This window comes from Sedimentimonas flavescens (genome assembly GCF_019264375.1).
GTDB lineage: Bacteria > Pseudomonadota > Alphaproteobacteria > Rhodobacterales > Rhodobacteraceae > Rhodobacter > Rhodobacter flavescens.
Genome location: NZ_JAHVAI010000007.1, coordinates 18910 through 35525, shown reverse-complemented (window position 1 = coordinate 35525; position 16616 = coordinate 18910). Strand labels below are relative to the sequence as shown.

The window sequence follows — 16616 nt, the reverse complement described above, 5'->3', positions numbered from 1 at the left end:
CGCGGGGCGAATCCCATGCCGGGTATCGGGCGCATTCTCATCGTGATCCTGTCGCTGCTGGCGCCGTCATGGGCGCTGGCCAGCAACGCGCGCCTCGCCTCGGTCTGCGAGCAGGTCGCGGCCGAAGCCGCGCGGCGCTCGGGTGTGCCGGTGTCGGTGATGAAGGCGATCTCGCTGACCGAGACGGGCCGCAAGCTTGAAGGCCAGTTCCGCCCCTGGCCCTGGACGGTGAACATGGAGGGGGCGGGACACTGGTTCGACACCCTCCCCGAGGCGCGCGCCTTTGTCGTGCGCGAATACCAGCGCGGCGCGCGCAGCTTCGATGTCGGCTGCTTCCAGATCAACTACAAATGGCACAAGGAGGGGTTCTCCTCGATCGACGAGATGTTCGATCCGATGGCCAACGCGCTCTATGCCGCGCGCTTTCTGCGCGAGCTTTACGCTGAAACAGGGTCTTGGAACGCCGCCGCGGGGGCCTATCATTCACGCACCCGCGAATATGCGGATCGCTACGCCGCTCGCTTCGCCGAACTGCGCCGCCGCTATCTGGCAGAGGATGCGGGGCAGGCGCCGATCCAGCCGGGCGATGCGATCCCCGACATTCCCGATATCGTTCTGGCGGCGAATGGCGGTGGGCTAGAGGTCGGCCCGCCCCGGGTGAACACCTATCCGCTCTTGCAGCGCAGCGGCGATGTGCGCCCGCCTCTGGGCGGTGCGCCGGGGGCGAGCCTGTTTGCCTCGGCGGTGCGGCGCGTCGAGGCCGAATGATGCCGCGCGTCACGCTGCTTGCGATCTTTCAGCCGACGATCCTGCTCGCGCTTGCGCTGATGGCGATCATCGTGATGATGATCCTGCCGGTGCCTGCCTGGGTGCTCGACGTGGGTCTGGCGGCGTCCTTCGCCATCGCCATCCTGATCTTCACCGTGACGCTGTTCATCGAGAGGCCGCTCGATTTCTCGGCCTTCCCGACGGTGCTTCTTGCCTCGCTGATGCTGCGGCTGTCGCTTAACGTTTCGTCAACCAAGCTGATCATCGGGCAGGGGCATACCGGCACCGGGGCGGCGGGTGATGTGATCGAGGGCTTTGCCAATTTCATCATGAGCGGGTCGGTGCTGATCGGCCTCGTGGTCTTCGGCGTCATCCTGATCGTGAACTTCATCGTCATCACGAAGGGCGCGGGCCGCATGGCCGAGGTGGGCGCGCGCTTTGCCCTCGACGCGATGCCGGGAAAGCAATTGGCCATCGACAGCGACATGAACGCGGGCGCCATCGACCATGCCGAGGCGCGCGCGCGGCGCGAACGCGAACAGGCCGAGACGACCTTCTTCGGTTCGCTCGACGGGGCGTCGAAATTCGTCAAGGGCGATGCGGTGGCGGGGCTTTTGATCACGCTGCTCAATCTTGTGATGGGGCTGATCATCGGCACTGCGGTGCATGGTATGCCGATTGGCCGGGCGCTTGAAACCTATGCGATCCTGACCGTGGGTGACGGGCTGGTCAGCCAGATACCGGCGGTCATCATCTCGATTGCCTCGGCCATCTTGCTGTCGCGGGGGGGCGCGAAGGGTTCGGCTGATATGGAGCTGTTTCGCCAGCTCGGGAAATATCCGCCCGCCCTGATGACGGTGGGCGTGCTGATGGCGCTGTTCGCGCTGGTGCCGGGCCTGCCGTTCCTGCCCTTCATGGTGGGGGCGCTGGTGCTGGGGGGCGCCGCGCAACTGCTGCGCCGCGCTGATCAGAAACGCGCGCGGCGCGAGGCGATGAAGATGCCCCCGCCCGAGCCCGCGCGGCGCAAATCCATGGGCGACATTCTGGATGTCGATGACATCCACGTCGAATTCGCGCCCGACCTAGTCGCGATGGCGCTGGATCCGGCGACGGGCCTCGATGTGCGGATTGCCAATATGCGCAACCACGTGGCGGCCTCCTTCGGGCTGATCCTGCCCGAGATCCGCCTGACCGATGATGGCGCCCTGCCGCCAGGAACCTATCGCATCCGCATTCAGGGGGTTGAGCAGGCGCGCGACCGCCTCCGCCCCGAGCGCGTGCTGGCCCTGATCGCTGACAACCGCGATCTGCTGCCCGCAGGCGAGGATGTGCGCGAGCCGGTCTATGGCGCCCCCGCGCGATGGGTTCCCGCCGCCGCGCAGGAAGAGGCGGTGCTGACCGGCTCGACCGTGGTGTCCCCGACCGAGGTGCTGGCAACCCATCTGCTTGAGGTCATCAAGCGCAACTTCGCGCGCCTCATGGGTCTGCGCGCGCTGCGCCGCCTGCTGGAAGAGACCGCGAACCTCTCCGATCCCGCTCGCGCCGACGCCAACCGCCGCATCCTCGATGAGCTGATCCCCGACAAGGTGCCGCTTGATCTGCTGCTGGCGGTGTTGCGCCTGCTACTGGAAGAGCGTGTGTCGATCCGCAACCTCCTGCTGATCGTCGAGGCCATCGCCGAGGTGCGCGGGCTGCAATCGCCCGAGGCGATCTGTGAGCATGTGCGCCAGCGCCTCGGGTTCCAGCTGGTGGCTGAATACCGGCGCGAGGATGGCACTCTGCCGTTGCTGCAACTCGCGCCCGAGTGGGAGGACACCTTTGCCTCCTACCAGCTCCAGACTGATCGCGGCCCGGCCGATGTCGCCCTGCCGCCCGACAAGTTCAACCGGCTGGTCGCCAATGTCTCGGACAAGATCGCGCGTGCGGGCGAGAGCGGCGTTTTTCCCGCCATCATCACCTCGACCCGCCGCCGCCGTTTCCTGCGCACGGTGCTGGCGGCCAAGGGCATCTCGGCCCCGGTGCTTAGCTTCGAAGAGATCGGCATCGACGCAAAACCCGCCATGGTCGGCGTGGTGCCGGCATGAGCGCCGCACTGGCCGAGCTGCTGCAGATCAGCCAGACGCTGCTTGTTACGGGCTTTGTCGTGTTCCTGCGGATCGGCGGCATGATGGCCCTGCTTCCGGCCTTCGGCGAACAAAGCATCCCGGCGCGAGTGCGCCTTGCGCTTGGTCTTGCCTTCACCGTCGTCGTTCTGCCCGCCGTCGAGGTGCCCGTGCCAACCGCGCTGATCTGTGCCGCCGAGGTGATGATCGGGCTGCTGATCGGCGCGGTGCTTCGGCTTTTCGTCATCGCCTTGCAGATCGCGGGCACGCTTGCCGCGCAGGCGACCTCGCTCTCGCAGCTTTTCGGGGGTTCGAGCGGAGAGCCGCAGCCCGCGATCGGCCATCTGCTGATGTTGGGCGGGCTGGCGCTGGCGGTGCAATCGGGGCTGCATATCCGCTTTGCCCAGCTGATGATAGGGTCCTATGACGCACTGCCGCCCGGCGGTTTTCCCGATGCGGCGCTGGTGCGCGCCTGGGGGCTGGCGGGGGTTGCGCAGGCTTTCGCGCTGGCCTTCTCGATCGCCGCGCCCTTCGTGGTGGCGGGGCTGATCTACAACGTCGCCCTTGGCGCGATCAACCGGGCGATGCCGCAGTTGATGGTGGCTTTCGTGGGTGCGCCTGCGCTGACCGCCGGGGGGCTCGTCTTGCTGATGATCGCCGCGCCGACCGGGCTGATGGTCTGGCTCGGCGCGTTCGAGGGTTTTCTTGGCAACCCCTTCGAGGTGGCCCCATGAGCGAGGACGACAGCGAAAAGGAGTTCGAACCGACCCCGCAAAAGCTTGAGCAGGCGCGGCGCAAAGGCGATCTGATCCGCTCGGCCGAGCTGAGCGTGGCGGCAAGCTATGGCGGTGTTCTGCTGCTCGCGATGGGGTTGGGTGCGAGCAGCCTGACGTTGTTCGGCCAACGCGCGATGGTGCTGCTCGATCAGGCTGACAGCCTTTCGAGCCTGGTCTTCGGCTTTTCCACCGCGCCGGTCGGCGGGATGATCGGCGGCATCGTCATGGCGATTGCCCCGTGGTTCGCGCTGCCGCTGGTACTGGTGCTTGCGGCTCTCGCGGCGCAGCGGGCACTGGTTTTTGTCCCCGACAAGATCCAGCCGAAGCTGAGCCGGATCAACCCGTTCGCCAATGCGGCGCAGAAGTTCGGCCGCGCGGGGCTGTTTGAATTCGCCAAGAGCTTCGTCAAGCTGATCGTCATCGCGGGTATCCTCGGGGTCTTCCTCAGCAGCCGGATCGAGGGGATCCTGGCGATGCAACGCACCGCGCCGGGGATCAGTTCGGTCGCGGCGATGGTCATGTTGCGCGAGTTCCTGGCCCTGGTCTTTTTGATCGCTTTGGTCGTCGGCGCGCTCGATTTCCTGTGGCAGCGGGCCGAGTTCCTGCGCCGCAATCGCATGAGCCGCAAGGAACTGATGGATGAGATGAAGCAATCGGAGGGCGATCCGCATCTCAAGGCGCAGCGCCGCCAGAAAGGCGTCGAGATCGCGACACGCCAGATGATTGCCGATGTAAAGACCGCAGACGTCGTGATCGTGAACCCCACCCATTACGCGGTTGCGCTGAAATGGCAGCGGTCAAGCGGCCGCGCGCCGGTTTGCGTGGCCAAGGGCGTTGATGAGCTCGCCGCGCGGATCCGGGCCGTGGCAATGGAAAGCGGCGTTCCGATCCATTCCGATCCGCCCACAGCGCGGGCCCTGCACGCGGCGATGCAGGTGGGCGAGGAGATCCGGCCCGAGCATTACAAGCCCGTGGCCGCCGCGATCCGGTTTGCCGAGAAGATGCGTCGACGCGCGAAAGGGATGCGGAGATGACAGGCAAGAAGCTGGCCAATCTGCAGATGCTCGCACAGCTTCGCCAAGAGATCGAACTGGCCCGCTTGGCAAAGCTTGCGCAACAGCAAACAGATCTGCGCGAGCAGCAGCGGGCCCTGCGCGCGGGTCTTGGTGCTCAGGAGGGCGCGGGGTTGTCCGACCCGGCTACGCTCGGGAAGTATCTCGATTGGGTGCAGGGCCAATGCGCGGCACTTGCGCGGCAAGAGGCGGCCCTTGCCCCGGAAATCGCGCAACAGCGCGCGGCCGCCGCGAAGGCATTCGGCCGCAATGAGGCGCTGGAAAAGCTTGCCGCTCGACAGGCGACAAAAGGGCGGCGTCAGCCGTTATCCTGACGCACGATATCCGAGATCAGGACGCTTTTCGCCTCGGCCCCGAGGGTCTTGCGTGCGGCCTCCAATAGCGCGCGGCGCAGGTCGTCTAGCTGGCTGGCATCGGTGAATGCGCCGCGAAAGCCACCGGCGTTGGCGTGGTCAAACAGAACCTGAAGGAAGGCATCGCGCAGCTTCGGCTCGACCGCATAGACACGCTCGGTCGCGCCAAGCCCGACTTCCAGGCTAAGCGACAAGATGACGAGCGAGGCAACCCGGGCATCCTCGACCACCGGCACGACGAACTGGTTGTTGAGCTTGACGTATTCAACCGTCGCGCCCTCGCCATGGCCGTCGCCCTCGGGTGCGGCGTGGTCGGTCGGATGCACCTCGGGCGGCGGCGCATGTGCGTCCGTCGCGGGGCTGATCTCGTCAGCGGGGGGCGGGCGCAGGAAATACCCCGCGCCGCCACCGGCGAGAACCCCGATCAGGGCAAGAAGGATGGGCAAGAGCTTGCGCATGAGGGGCCTCAGAACGGCAGCAGCACATCGGCGACCTGCTGGCCGATCCGGGGTTGCTGCACATCGGTGATCTGTCCGCGCCCGCCGTAGGAGATCCGTGCGCCCGCGATCTTGTCATAGGTGATCTCGTTTTGGCGGCTGACGTCCTCGGGGCGCACGAAGCCGGTCACGATCAGCTCGCGCATCTCGAAGTTCACGCGCACCTCCTGGCTGCCCTGAATCTGCAAGGCGCCATTGGGCAGCCGGTCGAGCACGGTTGCGGCAATGCGCAGCGTCAGCTTTTCCTTCCGGCTGACCGAACCATCGCCCTGATAGGATGAGCGTGAGTTGGTCGAGAAGGCATCGGCCATGCTGGCGCCCTCGGGCAGTTCGGCGTCGATGCGTTGCGGCAAGCCGAGCATCGCGGGGATCCCCATCGAATCCGACCCCTTGCGGCTGCGCCCCGAACTGTTCGAGATCTCGGCCTTGTCGTCGATCTCGATCACGACGGTCAGGATGTCGCCGCGCTGCGCCGCCCGCCGGTCTCCGAGCAGCGAGCCGCGCGTTCCGGACCAGAGCGAGGCCTCCTGCGCGGCGGGTTGCGGGTAGCCTAGGGTCTCGGGCAGGGGGCGCGTGTTCATCGCGAAGAACTCGCTGCCGTTCTCGACCGGGGTGAAGCCGGGCGCCTTGCCGACGTCTTCCAATCGCTGGCAGGCAACAAGCGCGGTGGCGGCAAGCAGGATCACAAAGGGGCGCATGATGGGCCTTTCACTGGGTTGAGACGATCGCCGTGCCATCGGCGGCGATCCGGGCTAAGACGGTGGAGCGCGAGCCGACATTTATGACCCGGATCGTGTCGCCGACCCCGGCGCGGTCGAGAGCCCGCCCCTCGGTCTGGATGAGAAGTCCGCCCTGACGATAGGTCAGCGGCACGATCTGGTTGCGCTCGACAATGGCGGGGGGGCCGAGTTCCTCGGGGTGCAGCGGCCGTCCGGCATAGATTGCGACGCGGGTTTCCAGCCCGATGGCCTCTTCGGGGGTGGTCAGCGCACCCGGCAGAGTGCCCGGCTCAAGCGCAAGATCGGCGGGGGTGAGAACGGTCTGCGCGCGCAGGGTTCGGGTTGCGATCAGCGTGTCGGCCAGCGCGCTACCCGGTATCAGCGCAAACATGAAGAGCAGCCAGCGCATCAGCGCACCTGCGTCGTTGCGCCCAGCATCTGGTCGGCGGCAGTGATGACCTTGGCGTTCAGCTCATATCCGCGCTGTGCCTTGATCAGCTCGGTGATCTCGCGCACCGGATCGACCGAGCTTTCCTCCAGATAGCCCTGGCGCAGGGTGCCCAGCCCGTTCTCGCCGGGCGTCGAAACCTGCGGCGGGCCCGAGGCGCCGGTTTCCAGAAATAGATTCGAGCCCGTCGCCTCAAGCCCCTTTTCATTGGGGAACCCCGCCAGCGTCAGTTGTCCGAGCAGCTCGGGCTCGACCCGGTCGCTGAAATAGGCGTAAACCTCGCCCGCGGCGTTGATCGACAGGGTGCGCGCGTCCTCGGGAATGGTAATGCCGGGGGCGACGGGATAGCCGTCCGAGGTGACGACCTGGCCATCGGGCGAGCGTTTGAGCCCGCCATCGCGGGTATAGGCCGAAATGCCCGAGGGAAGCGTCACCTCCAGATAGCCCTGACCGTCGATCGCCACATCGAGATCTCCGCCGGTTTGCGACAGCGATCCCTGCGCGAGGTTCACGGTGACCGAGCTGGGGCGCACCCCAAGGCCAAGCTGCACCCCGGCCGGGATCACCGTGCCGTCGCTGGCCGAGATCGTGCCGGGGCGCGTCATCTGCTGGTAATGCAGGTCAGCGAACTCGGCGCGGCGGGCGTTGTAGCCCGTGGTGGACATGTTGGCGAGGTTGTTCGAGATCACCTCGACCCGCATCTGCTGGGCACTCATTCCAGTTGCGGCGATTTGCAGGGCACGCATGGGGCCTCCTATCGGCTGAGCGTCGAGATCACGCTGCGGATACGTTCGTCTTCACGGTCGAGGAAGGTCTGGCCCATCTCATAGGCGCGCTGGACCTCTATCATCCGGGCGATTTCGGCGACCGGATCGACATTCGATTCCTCGATGAAACCTTGCAGCAGCGTGGCGCCCTCGGCAGGGATCACGCCAGCCTCGACGGTGAACCGGGTGCCGCCGGTATGGATCAGGCCCGTCGGATCGGCGGGCAGGTAGATGCCGACCTGCGCCAGCGGCGTGGCACCAGCCGACAGCGTGCCGTCGGGTGCAAGCGTGATCGGCCCGGCGTCGGAGGGCGCGAACACGGGCGCGCCGCCGATATCGAGCAGCCGGTGCCCGTCGGGCGTCACCAATTCGCCCTCGGGGTTCGCAGAAAAACTGCCCGCGCGGGTCAGCTGGTTGCCCTCGGGCGTTTCGATCAGAAAGAAGCCCTCGCCTTCGATCGCGAAATCGAAACTGCCGCCGGTCTGCGTCAGAGGCCCCTGCGCGAGCGAGACATTGCGCCCATGCGCATAGGCCATCGACAGGCTCTCATCGCCCTCAAGCGCCTTCACATGTTCCGAGAAGATCACGCCTTCGCGGCGGAACCCGGACGTCGAGAGGTTCGAGATGTTGTTGGCGACGGCCTGCATTTCCTGCATCAGGCCGGACTGGCGCGAGAGCGTGGCGTAGATTGCGTTGTCCATGGATCAGCCCCCCGCGATCAGCGGCACGATCCGCGTGGTGAAGAAATCCACCAGCGTGTCCGACATGAAGGACATCGACACCCAGAAGACGATCAGCATCGCTCCCACCTTGGGCACGAAGGTCAGCGTCATCTCCTGCACCGAGGTCAGCGCCTGAAAGAGGCCGATTGCCACCCCGGCGACCAGCGCCACACCCAGCATCGGCGCTGAGATCATCACGGCGATCCACAGCCCCTGGCGCATCGTGTCGAAGAAGACGGCCTCCTGCATCATCACACCGGCATCCGAAGGATTTCCTGATAAGCCTCGACCACCTTGTTGCGCAGGGTCACCGCCGTCTCGACGGCGAGTTCGGTCTGCGCCAGCGCCTGCACCAGCGCGTGCGGGTCGGCCCCGCCCAGCATCGCGGATTTGGCGGTTTCTTCGCCCGCGCGCAGCGTCTCGGCAAAGCTGGTCGCGACCTTTCCGATGCTGTGCTGCGCGGCCTCGGGGCGGGCTGCGGCTGCCGCGCGGGCCTGCGTATAGCCCTGTGTTGCGAATGAGGTCTTGATGTCCATTCTGAACAGCCTTCCGGTTATCGGCGCAGGAGATCGAGCAGCGAGGACGACATCTGCCGCGTCTGGTCGAACATCCTCAGATTTGCGTCGTAGCTACGCTGCGCTTCGCGAGCGTCGGCGATCTCAAGCACGAGATCGACATTCGATCCGTCGTAATAGCCAGCGTCATCGGCCAGCGGGTGGCCGGGGTCATAGACCCGCTCCAGCGCGCGCGGATCGAGCGTCACGGGGCCGAGCGCCACGGCGCCTGTCCGTTGGCCCTCTGCCACCACCTCTTCGAATGCGGCGGTCTTGCGGTGGTAGCCGGGCGTGTCGGCATTGGCGATGTTCTCGGACACATGGCGCAGGCGCGCCGCCTGGGCCTTCATGCCGGACGCCGAGAGTGAGAGGGCGTTGGAGAAATCGCTCATGCTCCACTCCGGCCCAGAGAGTTGCGCAGAATACCGAGCGAGCTTTTGTAGATGCTCAGCGCGAGATCGTGTTCGCGCCGGATATCGACCGCGCGCACCATCTCTTCCTCCAGCGAAACCGAATTGCCATTGGGCGAGGGCGTGCCGTCCTGAACCAGCAGTTTTGCACTGGCTGAGACCTCGGCGCCCAGATGACTCGCCCGGCTTTGACGCAGGGCCATGGCATCGTCCGCCTCGTAGGTCTGGGCAAAGGATGCCGCATCGCGCGCCCGGTATCCGGGCGTATCGGCATTGGCGATGTTCTGCGTGACGGCGGTCTGGCGCAGCGCGGCGTGGCGCGCCATGGACTGGGCCATCTGCATGATTTCGAGCCTGTCGAACATCGGGGCTTCTCCTCCGAACTATCAACCAAGGCTTAAGAGCGAATCGTTTAGAAACCGTTTCATGCAGCAGGGAGGCCAGAATGGCATTCATCGGGTTTGAACCCTTGCAGGCCGAGATCTCGGATCTTGTCGTGGCCCGCCCGGTCGGGCGCGTGTGCGAGGTCGGGCGGGGTATGATCGAGGTGTCGGGCCTCGCGGCGCATGCGGCGCTTGGGGATCGCGCGCGGATCTGGTGTCAGGGCCGCGTGGTCGGGGCCGAGGTTCTGGCGCTGCGACCGCAGGTCGTGACGCTTCTGGCCGATGGCGGCGCCGAGGGGTTGGCGATCGGAGACCGGGTTGAACTGATGGGGCAGGCTGGCCTCGCGCCGGATGACAGTTGGGTCGGGCGGATCGTCGATCCTTTCGGGCGTCCGCTCGACGGTCGGCCGCTGGCGCGCGGCAAGCATGAACGGGCGCTGCGCGCCCCGCCGCCGCCAGCCGCGCAGCGACGACGCCTTGGCGCACGGCTTGAGACCGGGCTGGCGGTGTTCAACACGCTTCTGCCGCTGGTGCGCGGGCAGCGCGTTGGGCTTTTCGCTGGCTCGGGCGTGGGCAAATCCTCGCTGCTTGGAAAGCTCGCGCGTGGGGTGCGTGCCGATGTCGTCGTCATCGCCCTGGTGGGTGAACGCGGACGCGAGCTGCGTGAATTCGTCGAGGGCGTTCTTGGCCCCGAGGGGATGGCGCGCTCGATCGTCGTGGCGGCAACCTCGGACCAGTCGCCCCTCGTGCGGCGCCGCTGCGCCTGGAGTGCGATGGCCGTGGCCGAGCATTTCCGCGATCAGGGGCAGCACGTACTGTTTCTTGCCGACAGCGTCACCCGCTTCGCCGAGGCGCATCGTGAGGTTGCCCTCGCCGGGGGCGAACCGCCAAGCCTGCGGGGCTTTCCCCCCTCTACCTCGCATCAGATCATGGCGCTGGCCGAACGCGCGGGGCCGGGGCCGGAGGGCACGGGCGACATCACCGCGATCTTCAGCGTGCTCGTCGCGGGGTCGGATATGGACGAGCCGGTGGCCGATATCCTGCGCGGTGTGCTTGACGGGCATGTCGTGCTGGATCGCGCGATCGCCGAACGCGGACGCTTTCCCGCGATCGATCTGTTGCGCTCGGTCTCTCGATCCTTGCCCGATGCGGCCAGCGCCGAGGAGAACGATCTGATCGGAACGGCGCGGCGCTTGCTGGGTGCTTATGACCGGGCCGAGATGATGGTTCAGGCGGGGCTTTATGCGCAGGGTTCGGACGCGCAGGTGGATCGCGCGATTGCGCTCTGGCCCGCACTCGACGGGTTCATTTCGCAAGATGAGCCGGCCGATATTCAGGCAAGCTTCCGAACCCTGGCGGGGATTCTGACGCAACGGTAGAATTCATTAAGATTTTTGGTCGCGCGCTTCGGCGGTGTATTATATCGTTCGTAAGACAAGTCATTTGATCCAAGAGGCATTACAATGATCACGGTCCTGATCGCCGACGATCATGAAATGGTACGCGACTCGATTGCGGCATATCTTGAGAACGAACAGGATATTCAGACCGAAGTCGCGAAAGACATGCCCAGTGCACTGAGAAAGACCGTCGATCACGGCGGCTTCGATCTGGTGCTGCTGGATTATACGATGCATGGCATGAACGGTCTGAACGGGTTGCAAGAGGCGATGCGCGCCAATGGCGGGCGCCCGGTGGGCCTGATCTCGGGCACCGCGACGCGCCATGTGGCCAATGAGGCGCTGGCACTTGGGGCGGCGGGTTTCCTGCCCAAAAGCCTCTCGGCGAAATCCCTGATCAACGCGGTGCGCTTCATGGCCTCGGGCGAGGTCTATGCGCCCTTCGAATTCCTCGCGGGCGATGAGGATGACGACAAGACCGAACTGGCCAAGCAGTTGACCGAGCGCGAAGGCGAGGTCATGCGCGGGCTCTTGCGCGGTCAGTCGAACAAGGAAATCGCGCGCGACATGGGCATTCAGGAAGTGACCGTGAAGCTGCATGTGAAAACGCTGTGCCGCAAGATCGGCGCGCGCAACCGCACGCAGGCGGCGATCATCGCCAAGGAAGCGCATTTCCACTAGTTTCCGGCTGCGGCCTGCGCGCGCTACAGCAGCGGTCGCAGGGCTTCGCGGGTCTCGTTCCAGATCGGGGTCAGCTTGCCGTCAATCTCGACCGTCTCGCCAGCCTTGCAGCGGGTTTCGATCCCGCTCAGGGCCTTGCGTAGGCGTTCAGCGCCAAAGGTGCCGCAGGCGCCGGCGGTCTGATGGATCAGTGACACCGCCTCGGGCGTTTCGCTGGCCGAGACACGGTCTGGCAGCGCCGCGATGGCCGCATCTGTTTCCTCCATGAAACCCCGAAGCAGCTTGGCGAAGCTGCCTGCGGGCAGGCTGTCGCGCAGTTCCTGCAAGGCGTCGTGGTCCAGCGTTCTCGGCGCGGCACCAGTGGCCTTGCGCGCTGTCGCCGTCGGCGGCGCACCGAAGAGTGCCTGCAGCTTCTGTCTGCTGACCGGCTTGATGACCCAGTCGTTCATGCCCGCCGCTTCGAACAGCGCGACCTCGGTGGGCAGGGCATGGGCGGTCACGGCAACGATGCGCGTGGCGTGCGAGGGGCCATTGCCCGAACGGATCGCGTGCGTGGCCTCGAAACCGTCCATCTGCGGCATCGAGACATCCATGAAGATCACGTCATAATGGCGAGAGGCGGCTTTATCGACGCCGTCGCGCCCGTTATGCGCCTCGTCCACGCGATGGCCCATCTTGTGCAACAACTCGCGCAGCACGAAGCGGTTGATCTCATTATCCTCGACGATCAGGATGTCGAGCGGCTTGGCGGCAACCCGCGGCACAGGCTCTTGTGCGGGTTCGGTAGTGGTGGCTTTCGTGACCTCGGTCAGAGGCACGCGCAGCCAGAAGGCGCAACCCTCTCCTTCCTCGCTTTCCACACCGATCTCGCCGCCCATCGCCTCGGCATAGCGGCGCGCGATGCCTAGGCCCAGACCGGTGCCCTCGGCGCGTCGGCCGTAGGTCGTGTCCAGCGTCACGAAATCGTCGAAGATGCGCGCCAGGTCGGCCTCGGCGATGCCGATACCGCTGTCGATCACGCGAAACTCGATCATGGCAGCGCCCCGGATCTGGCCGACGCGCTCGATCTCGATGGTGATGGTGCCGTCCGTGGTGAACTTCACCGCGTTGCCGACCAGGTTCAGCAGGATCTGACGCAGCTTGCGCTCATCGCCCGAGACGGCGCGCGGCAAGGCGCCGATCCGTTCTGTCCGGATGATATTGCCGTTGCGATGCGCCAGTGCACGCTGCGACTCGACGATTTCGGCGACGGTGGTGTCGATATCGAACGGCGCTTCGGACAGGGTCTCGGTGCCCGAGTCCGAACGCGAAATCTGCAGCACGTCATTCACATGGTGCAGCAACAGGCGCCCCGAGACCCGCATCGTGTCGAGGTATTTGCGCTGCTGTGGCGTCAGCGCGGTATCGTCCATCAGCTCCAGCGTGCCCAAAAGACCGTTGAGCGGGGTGCGCATCTCGTGGCTCATCACCGCGAGGAATTGCGTCTTGGCGCGCTCGCCCACCAGCGCATCGTCGCGCGCCCTCTGCAGGGCCTCCTCGTGTTCGAGGCTTTTGGTGATGTCGCGGATATAGGAAACAAAGATCTCATCCTTGCCGGCCAGCACCGATGAGACCGACACCTCGACCGGAAAGACCGCGCCCGATTTGCGCTTGGCGCGCAATCTGATCCGGCCAGCGCCCAGAAAGCGCTTCTCTCCCGTTCGCAGGTAGCGCTCCATCGCCCCTTTGTGGCGTGCGCGAAGATCGTCGGGGATAATCAGTTCCTGCATCGGCTGGCCGATGGCCTCGGCCCGGGCATAGCCAAAGATCTGTTCGGCGGCGCCGTTGAACTCGATTATCTGGCCACAGCGGTTTGCCACGATGACGGCATCAAGCGATGTCGCCACGATCGCCTCGGTCTGCTGGCTGGAGCGCTTGAGCTGCTGTTCGCGCCTTGCGTTCAGCCGGGTCAGGTGGATCAGCCACAAAAGCAGCGCGGTCAGCGCGAAGATCAGAAACAGCGTACCGGCCGCCAGTCGCAGAAGGGTGTGCGAGATATCCTCGCGTTGCTGGTCCGAACGCGCGGCGGAAACCATGATGCCGCGCAGCGATATCGCCCGAAGCTGCGCGTGCAGGGCGCGAGCGTTGCTCAGAAGTGTCGGCAGCGCCGCAACAAGCGTCTGGTCGTCGCCGTCCATGAGGCGGGCGGCCGATTCAAGGTAGGTGCTGACCGAGTTCAGTGCCTCGGCGATCTGGGGTTCGTCATGGATCGACGAATAGGCATCGCCGCTCTTTACGATCCGGATGCGGCTGAAGAACACGTCGAACGACCGGCGCAACTCGTCGAGCGAGTCCTCCGGGCTCTCCTGTGCCATCAGCAGGTTGTTCTCGTAGCGGTAGTACTCAAGCTCGACCTGCGAGAGCGACCACTGCACGTTGTCGGAGCGCGACGCCGCCAAAAGGTCGAGCTGAGCTTTTACATCACGCGCCAGGTAAAGAATGGGGAGTAAAAAAATAGCGAGAGCCAGGAGAAGAGTGATTCCCCTGAGCTCTCTGAGATAGCTTGTTGGTTTTTCTGTTCCGTGAGTCAAAACAGTGGTTTTCGGCTATCTTTTCCTGTGTTCTGTCAATCGCTTATGTCCATTCGAACCAGTTGCCAGATGCTGCGCGAGTAGATCACCTCGCTCTGGTAAGCGGCGTTCGCATCATACGGATACACCAACCACAGCGGCCCCTGCGTCCGGACGGACATCTGCTGACCATTCTGTTGGTAGGCGATGATCGGGCCCCCGTCCACTCCGTCGCTCACGGGGATCTCGATCGCATAGTCATTCACTGCGGTGGCGTAGATCATGTCGCCCTGCGCGCCCACGACCTCCAGCAAGTCGCTTAGCTGAACGCCGCGAAACTCCTGAACGCCCTCGGTCCAGATCGTGTTCGTGCGGATTGTCACCGCAGGCAGCGTCTGCAGCAGCGCCATGTCAAACTCGGCCCGCCCTTCGGCGTTGGTATTGGCGATTTCCCCCGCAATGGTCAGCAAGACATTGGATTGCGGCGTGGGCAGGGTTCCGGCAAATGCCCCGCCGCACATCAGGCAGCCAAATGCGACTGCCTGCAAAATGCCGCCCCTACCAATTCGCAGTTCAAAATTCATTTTCACCTCGTGGGGCAGCAAATCAGCCGCGCCGCACCGGAGCACCTCCGGCACCCGGAAATCCTAGCTTTGACAGGATGCCGCTGCTATCTGGGCAGAAGGCTAGCGGCCTATTCTTTGGGATAGTGCCGCAAACCCGCACGGGGCGCATCAGATTCGACGCAATGCCGCGCTAGAGCAAGATGGACAGACCCGATCCTGCCGAGGCGCTGAGCAATTGCAGCGCAATCGATTGCGAGCTTGCAGCCGCGCCGCTCCCCAGTTCCGCGCGCAGCAGGTAGGTCTTGATCAGTTCTTCGATCCGGTCGGGCTGCGCGAACTGGCCGGGATCGGATGAGCCGAAGGCCTGCTCGGTCCGGCTCCGGTAGATCTCAAGCTGCTGATCGACATCGAGAGACGAGACGCTCTCGGGTAGCCCTAGAGCGGTGCGGAACACCGTGCTCATGGTGTTGGAGCCGATGATGGTGAACCATTTGGTCTTTTCCGAAGAGCCCTGCGCCGCCAGTTCGGGCAGGTCACGCCGCAGCGACAGCGCGAGCCGCATCGAATTATCTGCCTCGCCCACCGCGATCTCGAACTGGCGCTCGCGGTATTGCGCCACGATCTCGTCGGGAAAGTCGCTCAGCACCGTGCGCGGGGTCGAGAAATCGCCAAAACCGAAGGCCTTGGTCAGGGCCAGATAGCGCTTGTCGGCCAGCTTGTTCGCCAATGCGTCGCCGTCAAGCGACCCCTCGTCCAGCACCTTCTGGATAAAATAGCGGTTGTTGATATCGTCATCGAGGCCAAAGGCACCAAGGGCCACGGACAGCAGACGCCGATCCGCGACAAGCTCGGCCGCCGTGGTCACCGAGCCTATCTTTTCGCGGAAATAATCTTCGTTGCGCTGGATCTGGGCCGAGGCCGTAAAGGCCGCCTGCTGCTTCTCCATCGTCCGGTTGAGGAACTTCCAGCCGGCGTAGCCGCCCATCGGTATCACCGGCGTGTAGCTCATGCCCGCGCTGCCGCCAGCAGACGCGCCTCGCGCGGCAAGAGGCTGCGCAGGGCCTTGAGTGCCTGGTAATACTGCGCCTCAAGTACCGCCTCGGTGGCCAGAGTCAGTTGCGCCCGGCTGTCGTGATCGGTCAGGGCCTGGCTGAGTTGTTCGATCCCGCGCAAGAGCTGCATTCGCGCCTCTTGCGGGTCGGCATCCCCTGACAGTACCAGCTGCACGATGTAGCACACGCGGCGCACGGGCGTGTTGACCTCTTCGGGGTGGATCGCATCGCGCAGGCGCAGGATATGCGCATTGGGTGTCATGATCGCGAGGCGCGAGCGCCGGTCGCCATTCTCGATCACCGCGCCGTTGATCAGCACCCGCTCCTTGGGGGCGAGTTTCAGGACAAGGCCGCTCATGCTGCGGCCCCGTCTTCATGGCGCAGACCGCGCATGATCGCGGTGTTGATCTCGACCAGGACATCGGCCGAGGCCGCGCCCGCAAGCACCTTGCGGCTGTGGATCTGCGTGAATTCGTTCAGGTAGAAAAGCCGCGCGCGCAGTTCGGACGGCAAGCCATTCTCGGGCGAGGCCACATCGGCGGCCAGCGTCGTCCAGAGGCGGCGGTTTTCATAGAGCGCCGTGGCAAGCGCTGCGAATTGCGTCGGCCCGCCCGCGCTCGATTGCTTGAGACTATGGGTGATGCGGGCGAACAGTTCATATTCGGTGCCGCGCAGGGTGCGGGTCGGCTGAGCGGGGTTGCCATAGGCCGTTTTGGCCAGAGTCGTTGCGTACACGGGAAGTCCTTCCTGTGGCTGGATGCATCGGAACGCGGCTTTGCCGCGAAGAAGGGGGCGC

Annotated in this window: 21 protein-coding genes; 7 read left to right on the top strand and 14 right to left on the bottom strand. The window is 65.0% G+C overall.

Annotated elements, in window-relative coordinates:
• The first annotated feature begins 15 nt into the window (after positions 1–15).
• The 5 genes from KTQ37_RS08190 to KTQ37_RS08170 are packed head-to-tail and all read left to right on the top strand — an operon-like array spanning position 16 to position 5033.
• The gene (locus KTQ37_RS08190) at positions 16–768 is read left to right on the top strand and encodes a transglycosylase SLT domain-containing protein (RefSeq protein WP_218630022.1); all 753 of its coding nucleotides are present in this window, start codon (positions 16–18) and stop codon (positions 766–768) included.
• Entirely contained in the window at positions 768–2852 is a 2085-nt protein-coding gene (gene flhA / locus KTQ37_RS08185; RefSeq protein WP_218630196.1) for a flagellar biosynthesis protein FlhA, read from the top strand. The genes KTQ37_RS08190 and flhA overlap by 1 nt, the downstream gene beginning before the upstream one ends.
• On the top strand, positions 2849–3604 hold the full coding sequence (locus KTQ37_RS08180; protein ID WP_218630021.1) for a flagellar biosynthetic protein FliR: 756 nt from the start codon (positions 2849–2851) through the stop codon (positions 3602–3604). Before flhA ends, KTQ37_RS08180 begins: the two co-directional genes overlap by 4 nt.
• The gene (flhB, locus tag KTQ37_RS08175; protein ID WP_218630020.1) at positions 3601–4680 is read left to right on the top strand and encodes a flagellar type III secretion system protein FlhB; all 1080 of its coding nucleotides are present in this window, start codon (positions 3601–3603) and stop codon (positions 4678–4680) included. Before KTQ37_RS08180 ends, flhB begins: the two co-directional genes overlap by 4 nt.
• Positions 4677–5033 (top strand): hypothetical protein, encoded by a 357-nt coding sequence (locus KTQ37_RS08170; protein ID WP_218630019.1) that lies wholly within the window; start codon positions 4677–4679, stop codon positions 5031–5033. Before flhB ends, KTQ37_RS08170 begins: the two co-directional genes overlap by 4 nt.
• Here KTQ37_RS08170 and KTQ37_RS08165 read toward each other — a convergent pair.
• From KTQ37_RS08165 to KTQ37_RS08125, 9 genes are read right to left on the bottom strand one after another with little or no spacing between them, the layout of a single operon-like run.
• The gene (locus KTQ37_RS08165) at positions 5018–5530 is read right to left on the bottom strand and encodes a flagellar basal body-associated FliL family protein (RefSeq protein WP_218630018.1); all 513 of its coding nucleotides are present in this window, start codon (positions 5528–5530) and stop codon (positions 5018–5020) included. The genes KTQ37_RS08170 and KTQ37_RS08165 overlap by 16 nt on opposite strands.
• Positions 5531–5538: 8 nt before the next feature.
• Positions 5539–6267, bottom strand: a complete 729-nt coding sequence (gene flgH / locus KTQ37_RS08160) for a flagellar basal body L-ring protein FlgH (RefSeq protein WP_218630017.1) — start codon at positions 6265–6267, stop codon at positions 5539–5541.
• Between the two features lie 10 nt (positions 6268–6277).
• On the bottom strand, positions 6278–6697 hold the full coding sequence (flgA, locus tag KTQ37_RS08155; protein WP_218630016.1) for a flagellar basal body P-ring formation chaperone FlgA: 420 nt from the start codon (positions 6695–6697) through the stop codon (positions 6278–6280).
• Positions 6697–7482: a flagellar basal-body rod protein FlgG gene (flgG, locus tag KTQ37_RS08150; protein ID WP_218630015.1), complete on the bottom strand. Its 786-nt coding sequence runs from the start codon at positions 7480–7482 to the stop codon at positions 6697–6699. The genes flgA and flgG overlap by 1 nt, the downstream gene beginning before the upstream one ends.
• Before the next feature lie 8 nt (positions 7483–7490).
• Positions 7491–8204, bottom strand: coding sequence for a flagellar hook-basal body complex protein (locus KTQ37_RS08145; RefSeq protein WP_218630014.1), 714 nt, complete (start codon positions 8202–8204; stop codon positions 7491–7493).
• 3 nt (positions 8205–8207) lie between these two features.
• Positions 8208–8474 carry a flagellar biosynthetic protein FliQ gene (locus KTQ37_RS08140; protein WP_218630195.1) on the bottom strand — a complete coding sequence of 89 codons (267 nt, stop codon included), beginning with the start codon at positions 8472–8474 and terminating at the stop codon, positions 8208–8210.
• Between the two features lie 2 nt (positions 8475–8476).
• The gene (gene fliE, locus KTQ37_RS08135; protein WP_218630013.1) at positions 8477–8761 is read right to left on the bottom strand and encodes a flagellar hook-basal body complex protein FliE; all 285 of its coding nucleotides are present in this window, start codon (positions 8759–8761) and stop codon (positions 8477–8479) included.
• Positions 8762–8778: 17 nt separating this feature from the next.
• Positions 8779–9171 carry a flagellar basal body rod protein FlgC gene (gene flgC / locus KTQ37_RS08130; RefSeq protein WP_218630012.1) on the bottom strand — a complete coding sequence of 131 codons (393 nt, stop codon included), beginning with the start codon at positions 9169–9171 and terminating at the stop codon, positions 8779–8781.
• Entirely contained in the window at positions 9168–9554 is a 387-nt protein-coding gene (locus KTQ37_RS08125; protein ID WP_218630011.1) for a FlgB family protein, read from the bottom strand. The genes flgC and KTQ37_RS08125 overlap by 4 nt, the downstream gene beginning before the upstream one ends.
• A gap of 80 nt (positions 9555–9634) precedes the next feature.
• Here KTQ37_RS08125 and KTQ37_RS08120 point away from each other — a divergent pair, with 80 nt between their 5' ends.
• Together KTQ37_RS08120 and KTQ37_RS08115 are read left to right on the top strand one after the other, a co-directional pair.
• Positions 9635–10951 (top strand): FliI/YscN family ATPase, encoded by a 1317-nt coding sequence (locus KTQ37_RS08120; protein WP_218630010.1) that lies wholly within the window; start codon positions 9635–9637, stop codon positions 10949–10951.
• Positions 10952–11035: 84 nt separating this feature from the next.
• Entirely contained in the window at positions 11036–11653 is a 618-nt protein-coding gene (locus tag KTQ37_RS08115) for a response regulator transcription factor (RefSeq protein WP_218630009.1), read from the top strand.
• A 23-nt stretch (positions 11654–11676) separates the two neighbouring features.
• On the opposite strand, the gene KTQ37_RS08110 is transcribed toward KTQ37_RS08115, so the two are convergent.
• The 5 genes from KTQ37_RS08110 to flaF all read right to left on the bottom strand — a co-directional run bounded on the left by KTQ37_RS08110 (position 11677) and on the right by flaF (position 16555).
• Positions 11677–14091 carry a hybrid sensor histidine kinase/response regulator gene (locus tag KTQ37_RS08110; RefSeq protein WP_218630008.1) on the bottom strand — a complete coding sequence of 805 codons (2415 nt, stop codon included), beginning with the start codon at positions 14089–14091 and terminating at the stop codon, positions 11677–11679.
• Between the two features lie 167 nt (positions 14092–14258).
• Positions 14259–14786, bottom strand: coding sequence for a putative pterin-binding protein (locus tag KTQ37_RS08105; RefSeq protein ID WP_236021136.1), 528 nt, complete (start codon positions 14784–14786; stop codon positions 14259–14261).
• A gap of 172 nt (positions 14787–14958) precedes the next feature.
• Positions 14959–15777: a DUF1217 domain-containing protein gene (locus tag KTQ37_RS08100; RefSeq protein WP_218630007.1), complete on the bottom strand. Its 819-nt coding sequence runs from the start codon at positions 15775–15777 to the stop codon at positions 14959–14961.
• Positions 15774–16178 (bottom strand): flagellar biosynthesis repressor FlbT, encoded by a 405-nt coding sequence (gene flbT / locus KTQ37_RS08095; RefSeq protein WP_218630006.1) that lies wholly within the window; start codon positions 16176–16178, stop codon positions 15774–15776. The genes KTQ37_RS08100 and flbT overlap by 4 nt, the downstream gene beginning before the upstream one ends.
• Complete coding sequence (gene flaF, locus KTQ37_RS08090; protein ID WP_218630005.1) at positions 16175–16555, bottom strand: flagellar biosynthesis regulator FlaF; 381 nt, start codon at positions 16553–16555, stop codon at positions 16175–16177. Before flaF ends, flbT begins: the two co-directional genes overlap by 4 nt.
• Positions 16556–16616 lie beyond the last annotated feature (61 nt).

Excerpts from the sequence above, each read along its gene's own strand:
- KTQ37_RS08190 (WP_218630022.1), top strand. The coding sequence starts at position 16 with ATGCCGGGTATCGGGCGCATTCTCATCGTGATCCTGTCGCTGCTGGCG.
- flhA (WP_218630196.1), top strand. The coding sequence starts at position 768 with ATGCCGCGCGTCACGCTGCTTGCGATCTTTCAGCCGACGATCCTGCTC.
- KTQ37_RS08180 (WP_218630021.1), top strand. The coding sequence starts at position 2,849 with ATGAGCGCCGCACTGGCCGAGCTGCTGCAGATCAGCCAGACGCTGCTT.
- flhB (WP_218630020.1), top strand. The coding sequence starts at position 3,601 with ATGAGCGAGGACGACAGCGAAAAGGAGTTCGAACCGACCCCGCAAAAG.
- KTQ37_RS08170 (WP_218630019.1), top strand. The coding sequence starts at position 4,677 with ATGACAGGCAAGAAGCTGGCCAATCTGCAGATGCTCGCACAGCTTCGC.
- KTQ37_RS08165 (WP_218630018.1), bottom strand. The coding sequence starts at position 5,530 with ATGCGCAAGCTCTTGCCCATCCTTCTTGCCCTGATCGGGGTTCTCGCC.
- flgH (WP_218630017.1), bottom strand. The coding sequence starts at position 6,267 with ATGCGCCCCTTTGTGATCCTGCTTGCCGCCACCGCGCTTGTTGCCTGC.
- flgA (WP_218630016.1), bottom strand. The coding sequence starts at position 6,697 with ATGCGCTGGCTGCTCTTCATGTTTGCGCTGATACCGGGTAGCGCGCTG.
- flgG (WP_218630015.1), bottom strand. The coding sequence starts at position 7,482 with ATGCGTGCCCTGCAAATCGCCGCAACTGGAATGAGTGCCCAGCAGATG.
- KTQ37_RS08145 (WP_218630014.1), bottom strand. The coding sequence starts at position 8,204 with ATGGACAACGCAATCTACGCCACGCTCTCGCGCCAGTCCGGCCTGATG.
- KTQ37_RS08140 (WP_218630195.1), bottom strand. The coding sequence starts at position 8,474 with ATGCAGGAGGCCGTCTTCTTCGACACGATGCGCCAGGGGCTGTGGATC.
- fliE (WP_218630013.1), bottom strand. The coding sequence starts at position 8,761 with ATGGACATCAAGACCTCATTCGCAACACAGGGCTATACGCAGGCCCGC.
- flgC (WP_218630012.1), bottom strand. The coding sequence starts at position 9,171 with ATGAGCGATTTCTCCAACGCCCTCTCACTCTCGGCGTCCGGCATGAAG.
- KTQ37_RS08125 (WP_218630011.1), bottom strand. The coding sequence starts at position 9,554 with ATGTTCGACAGGCTCGAAATCATGCAGATGGCCCAGTCCATGGCGCGC.
- KTQ37_RS08120 (WP_218630010.1), top strand. The coding sequence starts at position 9,635 with ATGGCATTCATCGGGTTTGAACCCTTGCAGGCCGAGATCTCGGATCTT.
- KTQ37_RS08115 (WP_218630009.1), top strand. The coding sequence starts at position 11,036 with ATGATCACGGTCCTGATCGCCGACGATCATGAAATGGTACGCGACTCG.
- KTQ37_RS08105 (WP_236021136.1), bottom strand. The coding sequence starts at position 14,786 with ATGAATTTTGAACTGCGAATTGGTAGGGGCGGCATTTTGCAGGCAGTC.
- KTQ37_RS08100 (WP_218630007.1), bottom strand. The coding sequence starts at position 15,777 with ATGAGCTACACGCCGGTGATACCGATGGGCGGCTACGCCGGCTGGAAG.
- flbT (WP_218630006.1), bottom strand. The coding sequence starts at position 16,178 with ATGAGCGGCCTTGTCCTGAAACTCGCCCCCAAGGAGCGGGTGCTGATC.